Raw genomic sequence first — 17,946 nt, 5'->3', positions numbered from 1 at the left:
ATATGCAGATCATTACATTTCATGGGGGTGTGGAAACAACATCCTATTTCCTGACACAAATAGAAAAACAACTTAGAAAGGACGGATATGAGGTCTGTCCTTTCTATTTTGATGCAGAAAAAAAGTCGGCGGAAGGAACGGGCGAAATAACGCCCGGGGCGTATTTCCTGACTTTTAACTTCGCGGGACTTTACGGAGAAGATACATGGCTGGATGCTGCAGAGGCGATACCGGTTGTAGACAGGTATGCACTGCGCTGCATCAATATTATTGTGGATCATCCGTACCATTATCATGATTTTATAAAGGAACAGCTGAAGAGTCGGGCAGACAGATATATGCAGATCTGTATCGATCAGCTGCACATGGCTTACATGCAGCGTTATTTTCCGCAGGTAAAGCTGGGGCCGTTTTTGCCGACGGCAGGAACAGAGGCGTTGTGTAAGCCCTGGAGCGACCGCGGGACAGATATTCTGTTTACGGGAACATACGTCTGCCCGTCTCATTTTGATGTATTTATTAACCGGAACGGAGAGGAGTACAGTCAGTTTTATCATTCGATCATAGACGAAGTGCTGGCAGATCCGCAGGCTTTACTGGAGGATGTGGCAAGGCGCAGGCTGACGGAAGAAATACCGGAGGCAACAGAGGAGGAACTCAGGGAAACACTTGGCCATATCCAGTTTCTGGATTATTATATCCGTTTTACGCTGCGGGGAAATGTTGTAGCAGCACTTGCGGATGCGGGGCTGAAGGTGCATATCATTGGCGCAGGCTGGGAGAATCTGCCCTGCAGTCATCCCGAGAACCTGATCCTGTCTTCGTATGCAAGCTCACAGGAATGTCTTCTGGCACTGGCAGATGCCAAGCTGTCACTGAATGTCCTGCCCTGTTTTCATGCAGGGGCACATGACAGGATCTTCAATACGATGCTGGCGGGCGCAGTCTGTGTAACGGACAGTAATCCCTATCTGGATCAGATTCTGATAGACGGGGAGAATGTTATCCTGTATGATAGAGAGGAACCGGGGAAACTTGCGGAACGGCTGATCACGCTTTTGCAGCCGCAGATGGACGAAAAACTGCAGAAGATCGCAAAAGCCGGAAGAGAGCTGGCGCTGGCAGGACATACCTGGGATATAAGGACGAAAATACTGGAGGAAATCTTGTGAAATATGATTACTTGATCGTGGGTGCAGGGCTGTTTGGCTGTGTATTTTCCCATGAGATGAAACAGGCGGGAAAATCCTGTCTGGTAATAGAAAAGAGAGACCATATCGCGGGTAATATTTATACGAAGGAGCAGCATGGGATTCAGGTGCATATGTATGGTGCACATATTTTTCACACCTCTGACCGGGAGGTGTGGGACTATGTCAATGCACTGGCAGATTTTAACAACTATATCAACTCACCGGTAGCGGTTTATAAAGGTGAGCTTTATAATCTGCCGTTTAATATGAATACTTTTCATGCTCTGTTCGGCGTAAATACACCCAAAGAGGCAAAGCAGGTGATTGCGGAGCAGATCAAAGAAGCCGGCGTTACCAATCCGCAGAATCTGGAACAGCAGGCAATTTCTCTTGCCGGAACGACGGTATATGAAAAGCTGGTCAAGGGCTATACGGAGAAACAGTGGGGACGTGACTGCAGAGAGCTTCCGCCGTTTATTATAAAAAGATTGCCACTGCGTTATACTTATGATAATAATTATTTTAATGACAGATATCAGGGCATTCCGGTAGGCGGCTATACACAGATTGCAGAAAAACTGCTGGCAGACATTCCTGTCAGACTGGGGACAGAATACAAAGCATTCCTGACGGAAACGGAAGACACCTTTGATAAGGTTTTGTATACAGGCATGATCGATGAATTTTTCGAGTATTGCTACGGACAGCTGGAATATCGCTCCCTGCGGTTTGAAAGTGAGTATCTGCCGGATGAGGATAATTTCCAGGGCAATGCGGTTGTCAACTATACGGAGCGGGAGGTCCCTTATACCCGCATCATCGAGCACAAGCATTTTGAATTTGGCAAAGGCGAAGGAACGGTCATCACAAGAGAATATCCTGCAGCATTTACGCGGGGAAATGAGCCGTATTATCCGGTCAATGACGAAAAGAACGGCGCACTGTACCGGAAATATGAGGTGCTTGCCAAAGAACAGGGAAATATTTTGTTTGGCGGCAGACTTGGACAGTATAAATACTATGATATGGATAAAGTGATCAGAGCAGCACTTGATATGGCTGCGGCGGAAAAAGAGAGGTAAGAAAATGGCAGAGAAAAAGATCCTGGCACTGATCCCGGCAAGAAGCGGATCCAAAAGTGTCGTGAATAAAAACATCAGAAAGATCAACGGCAAACCGATGATGGCATATTCGATAGAGCATGCAAAGGCATCTAAATATATCAACCGGATCATCGTTTCCACAGACAGTGAGGAATATGCACAGATCGCCAGAGAATACGGTGCGGAAACCCCGTTTATCCGCCCGGCGGAATATGCAACGGATACGGCACTGGATATTGATGTATTTGCCCATGCGCTTTCTTTCCTGAAAGAAAAGGAAGATTATGTACCGGATATCATCGTCCAGCTCAGACCGACCTATCCGTTCCGCGATCCGGCGGATATCGATGCCATGATCGAGATCATGTTAAATGATGAAACTGTAGATGCTGTCCGCAGTATTAAGAAAAACGAAGTGGTTCCGCATAAAATGTGGTATGTGGGAGAGGACGGAACGCTTGATCCGATCTTAAAGGATATTCCGGAAGCTTATAATATGCCACGCCAGCAGCTTCCTGACACCTATTATCAGAACGGAAACGTGGATCTGCTCAGACCGCGTAATGTGACAGAGCTGCATTCCATGACCGGTAAGAAAATCAAAGGTTATGTCATGAAGGAAATGTATGATGTGGATACAGAGGCGGATTTTGCCAGAGTGGATGATTTCATGAGGATCCGACAGGGTGGCAAACTGTTTGTCTTTGATATTGACGGCGTGATCGCCATGAAGCGCGAGGATCTGGATTACGGACAGGCAATGCCGAATGAAAGAATGATCCGTATCATCAACAAGCTGCACGACTGGGGCAATCGTATTGTACTTTTTACGGCTCGTGGTTATGTGACAGGGATCGACTGGAAGCCTGTGACAGAAAAACAGATGCAGAACTGGGGTGTAAAATACGATGAGCTGCATATGGGAAAACCGAATGCGGATTATTATGTGGATGATAAAATGCTGGATCTGGAATTTTTATACAGGGAATTTGACAAAGAAGAGTAAACAAAAACGGATGTGCTTTTTAAAAGTACATCCGTTTTTAACAATAATTATTAAACAGCATACCGGAATAGGCACTGGTGATATAGGGCGACGGATAATTCCTGCCCGGATTTTTGTATGCCACGATCGTCTTGTTGACGTATTCCATCGGATTTAAAGAAATCTGGTTGCTCTTCCTTAGCATGGCGTTTGCGAAATCCTGTACCGGCTTCAGGCTCATTTGTGCATCTGCCTGTGCTGCGTCGGATAGCTGCGCATCATCCACATTTAAACTGCCGTCTTCTGCAAAAGAAAGTCCGACAGAGGAGAGTGACTGCGCATAATGCCGGGAGATCCGGGATAACTCACTCAGAAGCTGGGAGCTTCTCGTATGCGATGCCTGTGGCTGTGCGATCTGCCCGAGATATTCGTTGTAGCTGTCTGCTAAAGAATGGACATTTGCCCGCAGACTTTCTACATTATTTTTTACACCGATCTCCGTCACAGTATCGGGATCGGGACTTGCACCCTGTAAGGTGATTTCGTAAGCCTTTTCCACGGTAAAGGTGTTGGAAGAGGCGGTATGTTCAATGTGATTGATCTCAAATAAAGCATTTTCGGGATTCTGCGATACCTGATCCATGCCAAAATAAGATACGATACCTGCCTTTTTGCTTGTATTATGATCGCTGATCTCAAACTGCAGTTCTCTGCCATCCGGCTTTCCGGTCGCTTCGGAAGAGAGTTTTAAGAAGACATTCCCTTCGTTATCAGGAAGGACTTCTGCGTTGAGCCCGACATCCGATTTCGTGATCAGACGCCCGAGCCGTTCCATGACTTCACGGTTCGTATCATCCTCATGGAGCTGGAACTGGAATTCATAGTTCATATCGGAAACGGACAAATCAAAGGAATAAGTGTCCGGCGCAAGCGAAATCTTATCATCACCCGGAACCGCTCTGCCGAAATTGACCTGCTCACTTGCCAGCCGTTCTACGGAAAGCGTAAAAGAAGGGGTATCCGATTCGCTTTCACTGCCGACATACGATGCAGTCGCGATATTCTCCTTTGTAGAGTAAGCAACCTTCTGCTGCAGGAGCTGTTCGGAATCACTGCTGCCTTTTGTGGCGATCAGGGCGTTTCTGAAAAGCCTTGACTGTTCCTTTAAGGAAACGGCGTACTGCTTTGCTTCATCGCTTGTATCCAGAATACAAAGGGGAGCATCTTTATTTAATTTAACGATGGAATTATAGATACTGCGCAGATCACTCTTCTTATGCGTATCGAGTGCAGTATTTGGCTTGGGCGCATATTCCGTCAGGTAATGATTGTAAACCTGATTGAGCGCATCGAATCCGATTGCCATCAGAAGCCCTCCTTTCTTCCTTGAATCTGCATATTACGGCTTTGACACTCCTTGTCAGCCTTTGCATGGGCATGAGAATCTACTTATATATAGTAAATATAGCATTGCAATATGCAAAATGCAATCATTTCTACAGAAAAAACGGTAAAGAAATCAGGGAAAACTGCGTAAATACAGAAAAAAATCAGGAAAAGGAATTGACGCGGGGCTGCAGCTATGCTATATTAGACAGGCGAGGTGACTTTTAGGTCTTTTTTTTATGCTGTAAAAATTGAACCTGTCCGGCAGATTTCTGCGGGCAGCCGGTTTCCAGGCTCTACCAGATGGTGGCAAGACAAGCATAAACCGGGTGTGGACGGTCTCGTACATCTGTCCTCTGACGCGTGCGCAGATGTCAAACAGGAAAAGGTCGCACAGAAGTAAAGCATGCGGGCGGCAAGAAGGAGAAAAGAATGCGTACAAAAATCACATTAGCTTGTACAGAGTGCAAGAACCGTAACTACAACATGACAAAGGATAAAAAGAATCATCCGGACAGAATGGAAACAAAGAAATATTGTAGATTCTGCAAGACTCATACTTTACACAAAGAAACAAAATAATCCGTTTTTCAAGAACAGGAGTCAAAGTTATGGGAGAAAGTAGTAACGAAAAGGTTGGTTTTTTCAAAGGGCTGAAGGCTGAGTTCCAGAAGATTATCTGGCCCGACAAAACAACACTCGGAAAACAGGCGGTAGCTGTTACTGCAATTTCTATTGTTTTAGGACTGATCATCGCACTGCTCGATACAGTCATGCAGTATGCGGTAAACTTAATAACAATGTAGAGTGAGGAAAAGTATATGGCAGACGCAAACTGGTATGTAGTGCATACCTACTCAGGCTATGAAAACAAAGTAAAAGCCAATATTGAAAAGACAATCGAAAACCGTCATCTGGAAGAGGAGATTCTGGAAGTTAGAGTTCCGCTTCAGGATGTTGTGGAAGTAAAGAACGGTGCGAAAAAGACTGTTCAGAAAAAGATGTTCCCAGGCTATGTACTGATCAATATGGTCATGAACGATGATACCTGGTATGTAGTCCGCAACACACGTGGCGTGACAGGATTCGTTGGTCCGGGAAGCAAACCGGTTCCATTATCCGAAGCGGAAATGAAACCGCTCGGAATCAAGACAGAGAATGTATCGGTTGACTTTGAAGAAGGCGATACGATCGCTGTTGTTGCAGGTGTCTGGAAGGATACGGTTGGTATGGTTCAGAGAATGGACTACAACAAACAGACTGCAACGATCAATGTAGAGCTGTTCGGTCGTGAAACACCGGTTGAGATCAGCTTTGCGGAAATTCGCAAGATGTCATAATCTTGCACAGACAGAACAAGATGTTCATAGGATGAAGTCCTACTTATATAAGAAGGTTCATACTTGGACTGTGGGAGGGCAATGCCCGCCACTACCACAATTTATTAGGAGGTGCCAAAATGGCAAAGAAAGTAGAAGGATACATTAAGTTACAGATCCCTGCTGGTAAAGCTACACCAGCACCACCAGTTGGTCCTGCACTTGGACAGCATGGTGTAAACATCGTTGAATTTACAAAACAGTTCAACGCAAAGACAGCTGATCAGGGTGATATGATCATTCCTGTAGTTATCACAGTTTATGCAGACAGAAGTTTCAGTTTCGTAACGAAAACTCCACCTGCACCGGTTCTTTTAAAGAAAGCATGCAACATCAAATCCGGTTCTGCAACACCTAACAAGACAAAGGTTGCAACAATCTCTAAAGCTGATCTGCAGAAGATCGCTGAGACAAAGATGCCAGATTTAAATGCAGCAAGCCTTGAGGCTGCTATGAGCATGATCGCTGGTACAGCAAGAAGTATGGGAATCACTGTAGAAGAATAATACTTTTGCAGACATAACACAAAAGTGGGAGGAATTAGTTCCGCCACTACCACTAGGAGGTAAACGAAATGAAACATGGTAAGAAATATAGCGATGCTGCGAAAGCATTCGATCGCGCTACACAGTTTGAACCTGCAGAAGCTATTGCATTAGCAAAGAAGTCAGCAGTTGCTAAATTTGATGAAACAATCGAAGTTCACATCAGAACAGGATGTGACGGACGTCATGCAGATCAGCAGATCCGTGGCGCAGTTGTTCTTCCAAACGGAACAGGTAAAGAAGTAAAGGTTTTAGTATTCGCTAAAGGTGATAAGATTGCAGAAGCTGAAGCAGCCGGTGCAGATTTTGTCGGTGGCGATGAGCTGATCCCTAAGATCCAGAATGATGGATGGTTAGACTTCGACGTTGTTGTTGCAACACCTGATATGATGGGCGTTGTTGGTCGTCTTGGTAAGGTTTTAGGACCGAAAGGTTTAATGCCAAACCCGAAGGCCGGTACAGTAACAATGGATGTTACAAAGGCTGTTAAAGATATCAAAGCCGGTAAGATCGAGTACAGATTAGATAAGTCCAACATTATCCACGTTCCAGTTGGAAAGGCTTCTTTCACAGAGGAACAGCTTCAGCAGAACTTTGATGCACTGATGGATGCTATCGTAAAGGCAAAACCAAGCACATTAAAGGGTCAGTATTTAAGAAGCATTACACTTGCTCCTACAATGGGACCTGGTGTAAAGGTTAGCGTAGCTAAATTCTAATTCGTATTATTAGAGATCAATTGAGGCGATCGGTCATACCGGTCGCCTTCTTTTTACTACATAGGGAATTCCGAAGGGATTTCCTATGTAGCAAAAGCAAACAAGCTTGCAAAGATTAAATAGGGAATGAAATAGATGAAGAAAAGCTGGAAACGAAAATTAGTATGGTTCACGATGGCACTTGTTCTGACACTGCTTGTCGGAACAGTAGTACTGGTGACTGTATTACAACATAAAAAGAAGGAAAATACAGTCTGGCAGGAGCAGATGCAGGCAGAGAAGATTGCAGAAACAGATGCAGAAACACCAATGCATGCAGGAGCGGGCACGCAGATCGGAAACGGGCAGGATGACAAGACTGAGGAAACGGTTGATAAAGATGCAATGCTTCCGGAGATCAGGACGGACCAGGAAATTCTGACTCCACAGGAAGAACAGACGATTGATTCGGCAGAAGAAAAAGGAAAGGTTGTCATGACTTTTGCGGGAGATATCTGCTTTCATGATGCGTATGCCAACATGTATGCGCTTTCTACCCGCGGTGGTAACATCGAAAGTTGTATCGGCGCATCACTTCTTGCGGAAATGCGCAATGCGGATATTTGTATGGTCAATAATGAGTTCCCATATTCAGACCGCGGACAGCCGATCGAAGAAAAGACTTTTGCATTCCGTAGTAAGCCGGCCAATGTAAAGCTGCTGTCACAGATGGGTGTGGATATTGTTTCACTTGCCAATAATCATGCGTATGATTACGGACCGGATGCACTTCTTGACAGTCTGGATACACTGGATGGGGAAGGAGTTGCGCATGTGGGAGCCGGCAGAAATCTGGAAGAAGCGATGGCACCTGCGTATTTTGATATAAATGGAACAAAGATCGGTATTTTAGCAGCTACCCAGATTGAACGGCTGGAAAACCCGGATACGAAGGGCGCGGCCGAAAACAGCCCGGGCGTATTTAGGTGCTTTAACGAAACGGAATTAAACCGTCTGCTGGACCAGATAAAACAGACAAAACAGCAATGCGATTTTCTGACGGTATACATACACTGGGGAACGGAAAATACAGACGAACTTGACTGGGCACAGCCCTATCAGGCAAAACTGATCGCGGAGGCTGGCGCGGATCTGATCGTCGGATGCCATCCACACTGTCTGCAGGGAATCGACTACATGGGAGATACGCCGGTGATCTACAGTCTTGGCAATTTCTGGTTTAATTCCAAAGAGGCAGATACGGCACTTCTGAAAGTGACGGTGCAGGGCAGTGCGCTGGAAAGCGTCCAGATGATCCCGGCTCTGCAGAAGGATTGCAGCACAAATGCACTGGACGGTGCAGAAAAAGAACGGGTCATCAATTATCTGCAGAGCTTGTCGGAAAATGTCACGATCGATGTGGAAGGTTATATCAATAAGTGATAGTCGAGGTGGTGCGGATATTTGTTCAAAGTTTTGAACAAAAAAGGAAAAATGCCTTGACAGAGCCCTCATAATATGCTAATTTATACAAGGTCGTTTTAGATCATGCCGAAGACAGCAGGTGCTCGATGAGCGTAAGTGTATCGCCTGCCGAGGGAAAGATTCAATAGTTAGTTTGAATGTTTAGCCTTCCGTTTTCGGGAGGCTTTTTATAGCGTATCACGCACTCGTTTAAAAGGCTATGACTCCAGACGACAGCAAATCTAAAAGGAGGTAAAAAAATGGCTAAAGTAGAATTAAAGCAGCCGATTGTAGCTGAAATTTCAGAAAACATCAAAGATGCACAGTCAGTTGTCCTTGTTGACTATCGTGGTCTTACAGTAGAACAGGATACAAAGCTTCGTAAGCTGTGTCGTGAGAACGGCGTAACATACAAAGTTTACAAGAACACAATGATGAACTTTGCATTCAAGGGAACACAGTTTGAAGCTCTTGCTCCATATCTGGAAGGACCTAGCGCAGCAGCTATCTCTACTACAGATGCAACAGCACCTGCACGTGTACTTGGTAAATTCGCCAAGGAAGCTGACAAGCTTGAGATCAAGGGTGGTGTAGTTGAAGGTATTGCTTACGATGCAGCAGGTATTGCAAACATCGCAACAATTCCAAGCAGAGAGGAACTCCTTTCCAAATTACTGGGAAGCATGCAGTCACCTATTACAAACTTTGCCCGTGTTATTAAGCAGATCGCTGAAAAAGGCGGCGAAGTAGCAGAAGCTCTTGCAGAAGCAGCAGAGGCTCCGGCAGAAGAAGCAGCTGAAACACCGGCTGAATAAGAAAACGAAAACAAACTATTAAAAATGGAGGATATTAAAATGGCAAAATTAACAACAGCAGAACTTATTGATGCTATCAAAGAGTTAACAGTTTTAGAATTAAATGATTTAGTAAAAGCTTGTGAAGAAGAATTCGGCGTATCTGCAGCAGCAGGCGTTGTAGTTGCAGCAGCAGGTGCTGGCGCAGCAGCTGAAGAAGAAAAGACAGAGTTCGACGTAGAGCTGACAGAAGTTGGTCCTAACAAGGTTAAGGTTATCAAGGTTGTTCGTGAAGCTACAGGCCTTGGCTTAAAGGAAGCTAAAGACGTAGTTGACGGCGCTCCTAAGGTTATCAAAGAAGCTGCTTCTAAAGAAGAAGCTGATGATATCAAGGCTAAACTTGAAGCTGAAGGCGCAAAGGTTACTCTTAAATAATCAAAGCGTAAATAACAGGCCCCAGACATTTGTCTGGGGCTTTTTAAATTTGAGAAAAGTTTTTGTTGACTTGAAAAACACGTTGTAGTAGAATGTATGGTGCACTATTGTGGTGCGGTAGGCTATTTTATGCCCATATCTGGGAGAAAAGCCAAAAGCAGCATGGCAAATAATATGAACGAGGTGAATGTCAATGGAAAAGAACAGAATACGTCCGATTGCTTCCGGCAAGCATATACGTATGAGTTACTCACGGCAAAAAGAAGTTTTGGATATGCCAAACCTGATTGAGGTTCAGAAGGAATCCTATAAATGGTTTCTGGACGAAGGCCTGAAAGAAGTATTTGCAGATATTTCTCCGATTGCCGATTACAGTGGACACTTAAGTCTGGAGTTTGTTGATTTTGAACTCTGTGAAGACGAAGTCAAGTATTCTATTGAAAAGTGTAAAGAGCGTGATGCAACATATGCAGCACCTTTAAAGGTAAAAGTACGTCTTTACAACAAGGAAAAGGAAGAGATCACAGAACATTCCATCTTTATGGGCGATCTTCCGCTCATGACAGAAACAGGTACATTCGTGATCAACGGTGCTGAACGTGTTATCGTCAGTCAGTTAGTTCGTTCTCCGGGTATTTATTATGCGATTGGTCATGATAAGATCGGAAAGGAGCTTTATTCCTGTACCGTAATTCCTAACCGTGGTGCATGGTTAGAGTATGAAACAGATTCCAATGATGTTTTCAGCGTTCGTGTAGATAGAACAAGAAAGGTGCCGATCACCGTATTTTTACGTGCACTTGGTATCGGTACTAACTCAGAGATCCTGGAGTTATTCGGTGAGGAACCAAAGATTCTTGCCAGCTTCACAAAGGATCCTTCTATTACAGAAAGAAATCCGGAAGGCAGCTATGAGGAAGGTCTTCTTGAACTGTATCGTAAGATCCGTCCTGGTGAACCGCTCAGCGTAGAAAGTGCTGAAAGCCTTATCACAGCTATGTTCTTTGATCCAAGACGTTATGACCTTGCAAAGGTTGGACGTTATAAATTCAACAAAAAGCTTGCACTGAAAAACCGTATCAGACATGCTACTCTGTCACAGGATGTTACCAATCCTTTCACAGGGGAGATCATTGCAAGTGCCGGTGATGTAGTCAGCGCAGAGCTGGCTGATGAGATCCAGAATGCTGCTGTTCCATATGTATGGATCCAGACAGAAGAGAGAGAAGTCAAGGTTCTTTCCAATATGATGGTAGATCTGACAAGCTTTGTGGACTGCAATCCAAAAGAGCTTGGTATTACAGAACTGGTATATTTCCCTGTTCTGCAGCAGATCCTGCAGGAGTACTCTGATAAGCCGGAAGAATTAGCAGATGCTATTTCAAAAAATGTATCAGAACTGATTCCGAAACATATCACAAAGGAAGATATTTTAGCTTCCATTAACTATAATATGCATCTGGAATACGGTCTGGGTAACGATGATGATATCGATCACCTCGGTAACAGACGTATCCGTGCGGTAGGTGAACTGCTGCAGAACCAGTACCGTGTAGGTCTGACAAGACTGGAGCGTGTTGTTCGTGAAAGAATGACAACACATGATACAGAAGAAGTGACTGCACAGGCACTGATCAATATCAAGCCGGTACAGGCAGCAGTGAAGGAATTCTTCGGATCTTCCCAGTTGTCACAGTTCATGGATCAGAACAACCCGCTTGGTGAGCTGACCCATAAGAGACGTCTTTCCGCACTTGGTCCTGGTGGTCTTTCCAGAGATCGTGCAGGTTTCGAGGTTCGAGACGTACATTACTCCCACTACGGAAGAATGTGTCCTATCGAAACACCTGAAGGCCCTAACATCGGTCTGATCAACTCTCTTGCATCTTATGCAAGAATCAATGAATATGGTTTCGTGGAAGCACCTTATCGTAAGGTTGATAAGTCTGATCCGCAGAATCCGCGTGTAACAGACGAAGTTGTATACATGACAGCAGATGAAGAAGATAATTACCATGTAGCACAGGCGAGTGAACCTCTGGACGAAAACGGATATTTCAAGAAAACATCCATTTCCGGCCGTTACCGTGAGGAAACACAGGAATATCCTCGTACTATGATCGATTACATGGACGTATCTCCAAAGATGATCTTCTCCGTTGCAACAGCACTGATCCCGTTCCTGCAGAACGATGATGCCAACCGTGCGCTGATGGGATCCAACATGCAGCGTCAGGCAGTTCCGCTGTTATTTACAGAGGCTCCTGTTGTTGGTACAGGTATGGAGCCTAAGACAGCAGTCGACTCAGGTGTCTGTGTTGTTGCTAAGAAGGCAGGTACAGTTGATTATGTATCTTCCAAGCTGATCAAGATGACATATGATGATGGCGAAAAGGATGAATATCATTTAACAAAATTCTCCAGAAGTAACCAGTCCAACTGCTATAACCAGAAACCGATCGTATTCAAGGGCGATCATGTAGAAGCCGGCGAAGTGATCGCAGACGGCCCTTCTACAGACGGTGGTGAGCTTGCACTTGGTAAGAACCCGCTGATCGGCTTTATGACATGGGAAGGTTATAACTACGAGGATGCTGTATTATTAAGTGAAAGATTAGTACAGGAGGATGTTTATACATCTATCCATATTGAAGAATATGAAGCAGAAGCCAGAGATACAAAGCTCGGACCGGAAGAGATCACAAGAGATGTTCCGGGTGTCGGCGATGACGCACTGAAGGATCTGGATGACCGTGGTATCATCCGTATCGGTGCAGAAGTCCGCGCGGGTGATATCTTAGTCGGTAAGGTAACACCAAAGGGTGAAACTGAGCTGACAGCAGAAGAAAGACTGCTTCGTGCGATCTTCGGTGAAAAGGCACGTGAAGTACGTGATACTTCCCTGAAGGTTCCGCATGGTGAATATGGTATTGTTGTAGATGCCAAGGTATTCACAAGAGAAAACGGTGACGAATTATCTCCTGGTGTCAATCAGGCAGTTCGTATTTACATTGCACAGAAGAGAAAGATTTCAGTCGGTGATAAGATGGCCGGTCGTCATGGTAACAAGGGTGTCGTTTCCCGTGTACTTCCTGTAGAAGATATGCCATACCTGCCAAACGGCCGTCCGCTGGATATCGTATTAAATCCACTTGGTGTGCCTTCCCGTATGAATATCGGACAGGTGCTGGAGATCCATCTTTCTCTTGCAGCCAAAGCACTTGGCTTCAATGTAGCAACACCTGTATTCGATGGCGCAAAGGAAAGCGATATCATGGATACGCTGGAGCTTGCAAATGATTACGTCAATCTGGAATGGGATGAGTTCAAAGCAAAACATGGCGAAGAACTCCTGCCTGAAGTCCTGGATTACTTATATGAAAACAGAGATCACAGAAAGCTGTGGAAGGGTGTTCCGATCTCCAGAGACGGTAAAGTAAGACTCCGTGACGGTAGAACAGGTGAGTTCTTTGATTCACCGGTAACGATCGGTCACATGCATTACCTGAAACTCCACCATCTGGTAGATGATAAGATCCATGCCCGTTCAACCGGACCATACTCCTTAGTTACACAGCAGCCACTCGGTGGTAAAGCACAGTTCGGTGGTCAGCGTTTCGGTGAAATGGAAGTTTGGGCACTGGAAGCTTATGGTGCATCTTATACACTGCAGGAGATCCTGACAGTGAAATCCGATGATGTGATCGGACGTGTGAAGACATACGAAGCGATCATCAAGGGTGAAAATATTCCTGAACCGGGTATTCCGGAATCCTTCAAGGTACTCTTGAAAGAATTACAGTCTCTTGGTCTGGATGTAAAGGTACTCGATGAAAACCAGAATGAAATCGACATTATGGAGACCATCGATTACGGCGATACAGACATGCGCGCTGAAATGGAAGGCGGACACAGAGGCAACTATAATGAAGAGGATTCATTAGGAAGCATGGGCTATCAGAAGCAGGAATTTGATGAAGATAGCGAGGAACTGATCAATGTAGATGATGAAGCAGACGATGCAGAGGACTTTTCGTTCGACGGCGACGGTCTGGATGATTCATATGACGAATAAGGATTCTACAAACGTAAGTTGGAAGGAGTGCCATAAATGTCAGAAACAAAAAACGAAACGTACGAACCAGTGACATTTGATGCGATCAAAATTGGATTGGCATCACCGGATAAGATCAGAGAATGGTCCAGAGGAGAAGTCCTGAAGCCGGAAACGATCAACTACAGAACGTTAAAGCCGGAACGTGACGGTCTGTTCTGTGAAAGAATTTTCGGACCAAGCAAGGACTGGGAATGTCATTGTGGTAAATACAAAAAAATCAGATATAAAGGTGTTGTCTGCGATCGTTGTGGCGTTGAAGTTACAAAGTCAAGCGTCCGTAGAGAGCGTATGGGACATATCGAACTGGCAGCACCGGTTTCCCATATCTGGTATTTCAAGGGAATCCCGAGTAGAATGGGTCTTTTATTAGACCTTTCTCCTCGTGTACTGGAAAAGGTATTATATTTTGCATCTTATATCGTACTGGATGCAGGTGAGACAGATCTGGAATACAAACAGATCCTGTCAGAGAAGGAATGTCAGGATGCCAAAGATAAATACGGCGCAAATGCATTCCGTGCAGGCATGGGTGCTGAGGCAGTCAAAGAGCTTCTGGAAGCGATCGATCTGGAAAAGGATTCCGTAGAGCTGAAAACAGAGCTGAAGGATGCCAACGGACAAAAACGTGCCAGAATTATCAAAAGACTGGAAGTTGTAGAAGCTTTCCGTGAGTCAGGAAACAGACCGGAATGGATGATCATGGATGCGATCCCGGTTATCCCACCGGATTTAAGACCAATGGTACAGCTCGATGGTGGACGTTTTGCAACATCAGATTTGAATGATCTGTATCGTCGTATCATCAACAGAAACAACCGTCTGAAGAGACTGATCGAGCTCGGTGCACCGGATATCATCGTTCGAAACGAAAAGAGAATGCTGCAGGAAGCTGTAGATGCTCTGATCGATAACGGTCGTAGAGGACGTCCGGTAACAGGCCCTGGCAACAGAGCACTGAAGTCCCTGTCCGATATGCTGAAAGGTAAGGGCGGTCGTTTCCGTCAGAACCTGTTAGGTAAGCGTGTTGACTACTCAGGACGTTCCGTTATCGTTGTAGGACCGGAACTGAAGATCTATCAGTGTGGTCTGCCGAAAGAAATGGCGATTGAATTATTCAAGCCTTTCGTTATGAAAGAGCTTGTTTCAAGAGGCATTTCACAGAATATTAAAAACGCAAAGAAATTAGTTGAAAAGTTAGATACACAGGTTTGGGATGTGCTCGAAGAAGTCATCAAAGAGCATCCGGTTATGTTGAACCGTGCTCCTACACTGCACAGACTTGGTATTCAGGCATTTGAGCCAATCCTGGTAGAAGGTAAGGCTATTAAGCTGCATCCACTTGTATGTACCGCATACAACGCCGATTTCGACGGTGACCAGATGGCTGTCCATCTTCCGCTTTCCGTGGAAGCACAGGCAGAATGCCGATTCCTCCTGTTATCACCGAACAACCTGTTAAAGCCATCCGATGGTGGCCCTGTAGCCGTTCCTTCACAGGATATGGTACTTGGTATTTACTACCTGACACAGGAAAGACCTGGTGCAAAGGGAGAAGGCAAATTCTTCAAGAGTGTGAATGAAGCAATCCTGGCATATGAAAACCAGATCATTACACTGCACAGCCGTATCAAGGTCCGTGTACACAAGCAGATGCCTGATGGCAGCACAGTAACAGGTAATGTAGAGTCCACAATGGGACGTTTCATCTTAAATGAGATCATCCCGCAGGATCTTGGATTTGTAGACAGAAGCAATCCGGATAATGCACTGGCACTTGAGATCGACTTCCATGTCGGTAAAAAGGGACTGAAGCAGATTCTGGAAAAAGTTATCAATACACATGGTGCAACAAAGACAGCAGAAGTACTGGATGATATCAAGGCAATGGGTTACAAGTACTCTACAAGAGCCGCTATGACCGTATCCATTTCCGATATGACAGTACCGGCGCAGAAGCCACAGATGCTGGAAGAAGCCCAGAAGACAGTTGATCTGATCACAAAGAACTTCAACCGTGGTCTTATTACAGAAGAAGAAAGATACAGAGCTGTTGTTGAAACATGGAACGAGACAGATAAGGAACTGACAGATGTCCTTCTGAAAGGTCTGGATCAGTACAATAACATCTTCATGATGGCTGACTCTGGTGCCCGTGGTTCCAACCAGCAGATCAAACAGCTTGCAGGTATGCGTGGTCTGATGGCAGATACAACCGGTCGTACGATCGAATTGCCTATCAAGTCAAATTTCCGTGAAGGTCTTGACGTACTGGAATACTTCATGTCAGCGCATGGTGCCCGTAAGGGTCTGTCCGATACGGCGCTTCGTACAGCCGATTCCGGATACCTGACAAGACGTATGGTTGACGTTTCACAGGAACTGATCATCCGTGAAACAGATTGTAGCGAAAACCGCAGCGAAATCCCTGGTATGTATGTAAAAGCATTCATGGATGGAAAAGAAACGATCGAAGGTCTGAAAGACCGTATCACAGGACGTTTCTCCTGCGAAGATATCAAAGATAAAGACGGTAATCTGATCGTAAAGGCAAACCACATGATCACTCCAAGCAGAGCAAGCAAGATCATGAGCGTTGGTGTAGATAAAGACGGCAATCCGATCGAGCAGGTCAAGATCCGTACGATCCTTGGCTGCCGCTGCCACAACGGTATCTGCTCTAAGTGCTACGGTGCCAACATGGCAACAGGTGAAGCCGTACAGGTCGGTGAAGCAGTTGGTATTATCGCTGCCCAGTCAATCGGTGAACCTGGTACACAGCTTACGATGCGTACCTTCCATACAGGTGGTGTAGCCGGTGACGATATCACACAGGGTCTTCCTCGTGTCGAAGAGCTTTTTGAAGCAAGAAAGCCAAAGGGACTTGCAATCATTGCTGAGTTCGGTGGAATTGCTACGATCAAGGATACAAAGAAGAAACGTGAGATTATCATTACAAATGAAGAAACAGGCGAAAGCAAGACATATCTGATCCCTTACGGATCACGTATCAAGATCTTAGACGGTGCAAAACTTGAAGCCGGTGATGAACTGACAGAAGGTAGTGTCAACCCACACGATCTGTTAAAGATCAAGGGTATCCGTGCAGTACAGGATTACATGATCCGTGAAGTACAGCGTGTATACCGTCTGCAGGGTGTTGATATTGCAGATAAGCATATCGAAGTAATCGTACGTCAGATGCTGAAGAAGATCCGCATCGAGAACAACGGAGATTCCGATTTCTTACCTGGTATCTTAGTTGATGTACTCGACTTCGAAGATATGAATGAAGAACTGATCGCACAGGGTAAACAGCCGGCAGAAGGCAAGCAGGTAATGCTTGGTATCACAAAGGCAGCCCTTGCTACAAACTCCTTCCTGTCAGCCGCTTCCTTCCAGGAAACAACAAAGGTTCTGACAGAAGCAGCTATCAAGGGTAAGGTTGATCCACTGATCGGTCTGAAAGAAAACGTAATCATCGGTAAGCTGATCCCGGCAGGAACCGGTATGAAGAGATACAGAAATGTAGTCTTAAGTACAGATAAGGATCCGGAAGATGAGATCTCCTTTGATGATGAAGTAAGTTTCGATGATGTTGCGGAAGATGTAGCAGAGCAGGTAGAAGATACCGAAGCTGCTGAAACAGAAGAAACAACAGAAAATGTAACAGAATAAAGCAGAATTTGACAGGGCTTTCCGGAAAATGACCGGAAAGCCCCTTTTCTTTGCCCGTTAAGAAAGAAAAAAGTGGGAATACTACTTGACAAAGGGAAAATCAGAACCTATACTAAACGAGTGTGCATGAAATTGCATTTATTTTTGTGCGCATAGAAAATCAAACTATAAG

General features: G+C 45.2%; 14 protein-coding genes and 1 other annotated feature. Of the genes, 13 read left to right on the top strand and 1 reads right to left on the bottom strand.

Going from position 1 to position 17,946, the window contains the following annotated elements; all coding sequences use genetic code 11:
• The first annotated feature begins 2 nt into the window (after window positions 1-2).
• The 3 genes from KQI22_RS05275 to KQI22_RS05265 are packed head-to-tail and all read left to right on the top strand — an operon-like array spanning window position 3 to window position 3,302.
• Window positions 3-1,172, top strand: a complete 1,170-nt coding sequence (locus KQI22_RS05275; protein WP_216551021.1) for a glycosyltransferase family protein — start codon at window positions 3-5, stop codon at window positions 1,170-1,172.
• Window positions 1,169-2,275 carry a UDP-galactopyranose mutase gene (gene glf / locus KQI22_RS05270; RefSeq protein WP_216551020.1) on the top strand — a complete coding sequence of 369 codons (1,107 nt, stop codon included), beginning with the start codon at window positions 1,169-1,171 and terminating at the stop codon, window positions 2,273-2,275. The genes KQI22_RS05275 and glf overlap by 4 nt, the downstream gene beginning before the upstream one ends.
• 4 nt (window positions 2,276-2,279) lie before the next feature.
• Complete coding sequence (locus KQI22_RS05265; RefSeq protein ID WP_216551019.1) at window positions 2,280-3,302, top strand: acylneuraminate cytidylyltransferase family protein; 1,023 nt, start codon at window positions 2,280-2,282, stop codon at window positions 3,300-3,302.
• 37 nt (window positions 3,303-3,339) lie between these two features.
• Here the strand turns inward: KQI22_RS05265 and KQI22_RS05260 are convergent, their stop codons facing one another.
• On the bottom strand, window positions 3,340-4,647 hold the full coding sequence (locus tag KQI22_RS05260) for a flagellar filament capping protein FliD (RefSeq protein WP_216551018.1): 1,308 nt from the start codon (window positions 4,645-4,647) through the stop codon (window positions 3,340-3,342).
• Between the two features lie 452 nt (window positions 4,648-5,099).
• On the opposite strand from KQI22_RS05260, the gene rpmG reads away from it, so the two are divergent.
• From rpmG to rpoC, 10 genes are all read left to right on the top strand, one after another.
• Window positions 5,100-5,249: a 50S ribosomal protein L33 gene (rpmG, locus tag KQI22_RS05255; protein ID WP_216551017.1), complete on the top strand. Its 150-nt coding sequence runs from the start codon at window positions 5,100-5,102 to the stop codon at window positions 5,247-5,249.
• A gap of 29 nt (window positions 5,250-5,278) precedes the next feature.
• On the top strand, window positions 5,279-5,473 hold the full coding sequence (gene secE, locus KQI22_RS05250) for a preprotein translocase subunit SecE (RefSeq protein WP_216551016.1): 195 nt from the start codon (window positions 5,279-5,281) through the stop codon (window positions 5,471-5,473).
• 15 nt (window positions 5,474-5,488) lie between these two features.
• Window positions 5,489-6,007, top strand: a complete 519-nt coding sequence (nusG, locus tag KQI22_RS05245) for a transcription termination/antitermination protein NusG (protein ID WP_216551015.1) — start codon at window positions 5,489-5,491, stop codon at window positions 6,005-6,007.
• 119 nt (window positions 6,008-6,126) lie between these two features.
• Complete coding sequence (rplK, locus tag KQI22_RS05240; RefSeq protein ID WP_216551014.1) at window positions 6,127-6,552, top strand: 50S ribosomal protein L11; 426 nt, start codon at window positions 6,127-6,129, stop codon at window positions 6,550-6,552.
• Between the two features lie 68 nt (window positions 6,553-6,620).
• Window positions 6,621-7,310 carry a 50S ribosomal protein L1 gene (rplA, locus tag KQI22_RS05235; protein WP_216551013.1) on the top strand — a complete coding sequence of 230 codons (690 nt, stop codon included), beginning with the start codon at window positions 6,621-6,623 and terminating at the stop codon, window positions 7,308-7,310.
• A 135-nt stretch (window positions 7,311-7,445) separates the two neighbouring features.
• Entirely contained in the window at window positions 7,446-8,732 is a 1,287-nt protein-coding gene (locus tag KQI22_RS05230; protein ID WP_216551012.1) for a CapA family protein, read from the top strand.
• 90 nt (window positions 8,733-8,822) lie between these two features.
• Window positions 8,823-8,953: a sequence feature (ribosomal protein L10 leader region), on the top strand.
• Between the two features lie 60 nt (window positions 8,954-9,013).
• Complete coding sequence (gene rplJ / locus KQI22_RS05225) at window positions 9,014-9,568, top strand: 50S ribosomal protein L10 (protein WP_216551011.1); 555 nt, start codon at window positions 9,014-9,016, stop codon at window positions 9,566-9,568.
• Between the two features lie 39 nt (window positions 9,569-9,607).
• Window positions 9,608-9,982 (top strand): 50S ribosomal protein L7/L12, encoded by a 375-nt coding sequence (rplL, locus tag KQI22_RS05220; RefSeq protein WP_022004970.1) that lies wholly within the window; start codon window positions 9,608-9,610, stop codon window positions 9,980-9,982.
• 193 nt (window positions 9,983-10,175) lie between these two features.
• On the top strand, window positions 10,176-14,057 hold the full coding sequence (rpoB, locus tag KQI22_RS05215; RefSeq protein ID WP_216551010.1) for a DNA-directed RNA polymerase subunit beta: 3,882 nt from the start codon (window positions 10,176-10,178) through the stop codon (window positions 14,055-14,057).
• 36 nt (window positions 14,058-14,093) lie between these two features.
• The gene (gene rpoC / locus KQI22_RS05210) at window positions 14,094-17,774 is read left to right on the top strand and encodes a DNA-directed RNA polymerase subunit beta' (protein ID WP_216551009.1); all 3,681 of its coding nucleotides are present in this window, start codon (window positions 14,094-14,096) and stop codon (window positions 17,772-17,774) included.
• Window positions 17,775-17,946: the final 172 nt, after the last annotated feature.

It is taken from the genome of Kineothrix sp. MSJ-39, assembly GCF_018917935.1.
GTDB lineage: Bacteria > Bacillota > Clostridia > Lachnospirales > Lachnospiraceae > CAG-194.
The sequence above is the reverse complement of the archived record's forward strand: the minus strand, read 5'-3'. Positions and strand labels throughout refer to the sequence as shown.

Bases quoted from the DNA above. Each gene is read 5' to 3' on its own strand.
- rplJ (WP_216551011.1), top strand. From the start codon at position 9,014: ATGGCTAAAGTAGAATTAAAGCAGCCGATTGTAGCTGAAATTTCAGAA.
- rpmG (WP_216551017.1), top strand. From the start codon at position 5,100: ATGCGTACAAAAATCACATTAGCTTGTACAGAGTGCAAGAACCGTAAC.
- rpoB (WP_216551010.1), top strand. From the start codon at position 10,176: ATGGAAAAGAACAGAATACGTCCGATTGCTTCCGGCAAGCATATACGT.
- KQI22_RS05275 (WP_216551021.1), top strand. From the start codon at position 3: ATGCAGATCATTACATTTCATGGGGGTGTGGAAACAACATCCTATTTC.
- rplL (WP_022004970.1), top strand. From the start codon at position 9,608: ATGGCAAAATTAACAACAGCAGAACTTATTGATGCTATCAAAGAGTTA.
- rplA (WP_216551013.1), top strand. From the start codon at position 6,621: ATGAAACATGGTAAGAAATATAGCGATGCTGCGAAAGCATTCGATCGC.
- KQI22_RS05260 (WP_216551018.1), bottom strand. From the start codon at position 4,647: ATGGCAATCGGATTCGATGCGCTCAATCAGGTTTACAATCATTACCTG.
- KQI22_RS05265 (WP_216551019.1), top strand. From the start codon at position 2,280: ATGGCAGAGAAAAAGATCCTGGCACTGATCCCGGCAAGAAGCGGATCC.
- rplK (WP_216551014.1), top strand. From the start codon at position 6,127: ATGGCAAAGAAAGTAGAAGGATACATTAAGTTACAGATCCCTGCTGGT.
- rpoC (WP_216551009.1), top strand. From the start codon at position 14,094: ATGTCAGAAACAAAAAACGAAACGTACGAACCAGTGACATTTGATGCG.
- secE (WP_216551016.1), top strand. From the start codon at position 5,279: ATGGGAGAAAGTAGTAACGAAAAGGTTGGTTTTTTCAAAGGGCTGAAG.
- KQI22_RS05230 (WP_216551012.1), top strand. From the start codon at position 7,446: ATGAAGAAAAGCTGGAAACGAAAATTAGTATGGTTCACGATGGCACTT.
- nusG (WP_216551015.1), top strand. From the start codon at position 5,489: ATGGCAGACGCAAACTGGTATGTAGTGCATACCTACTCAGGCTATGAA.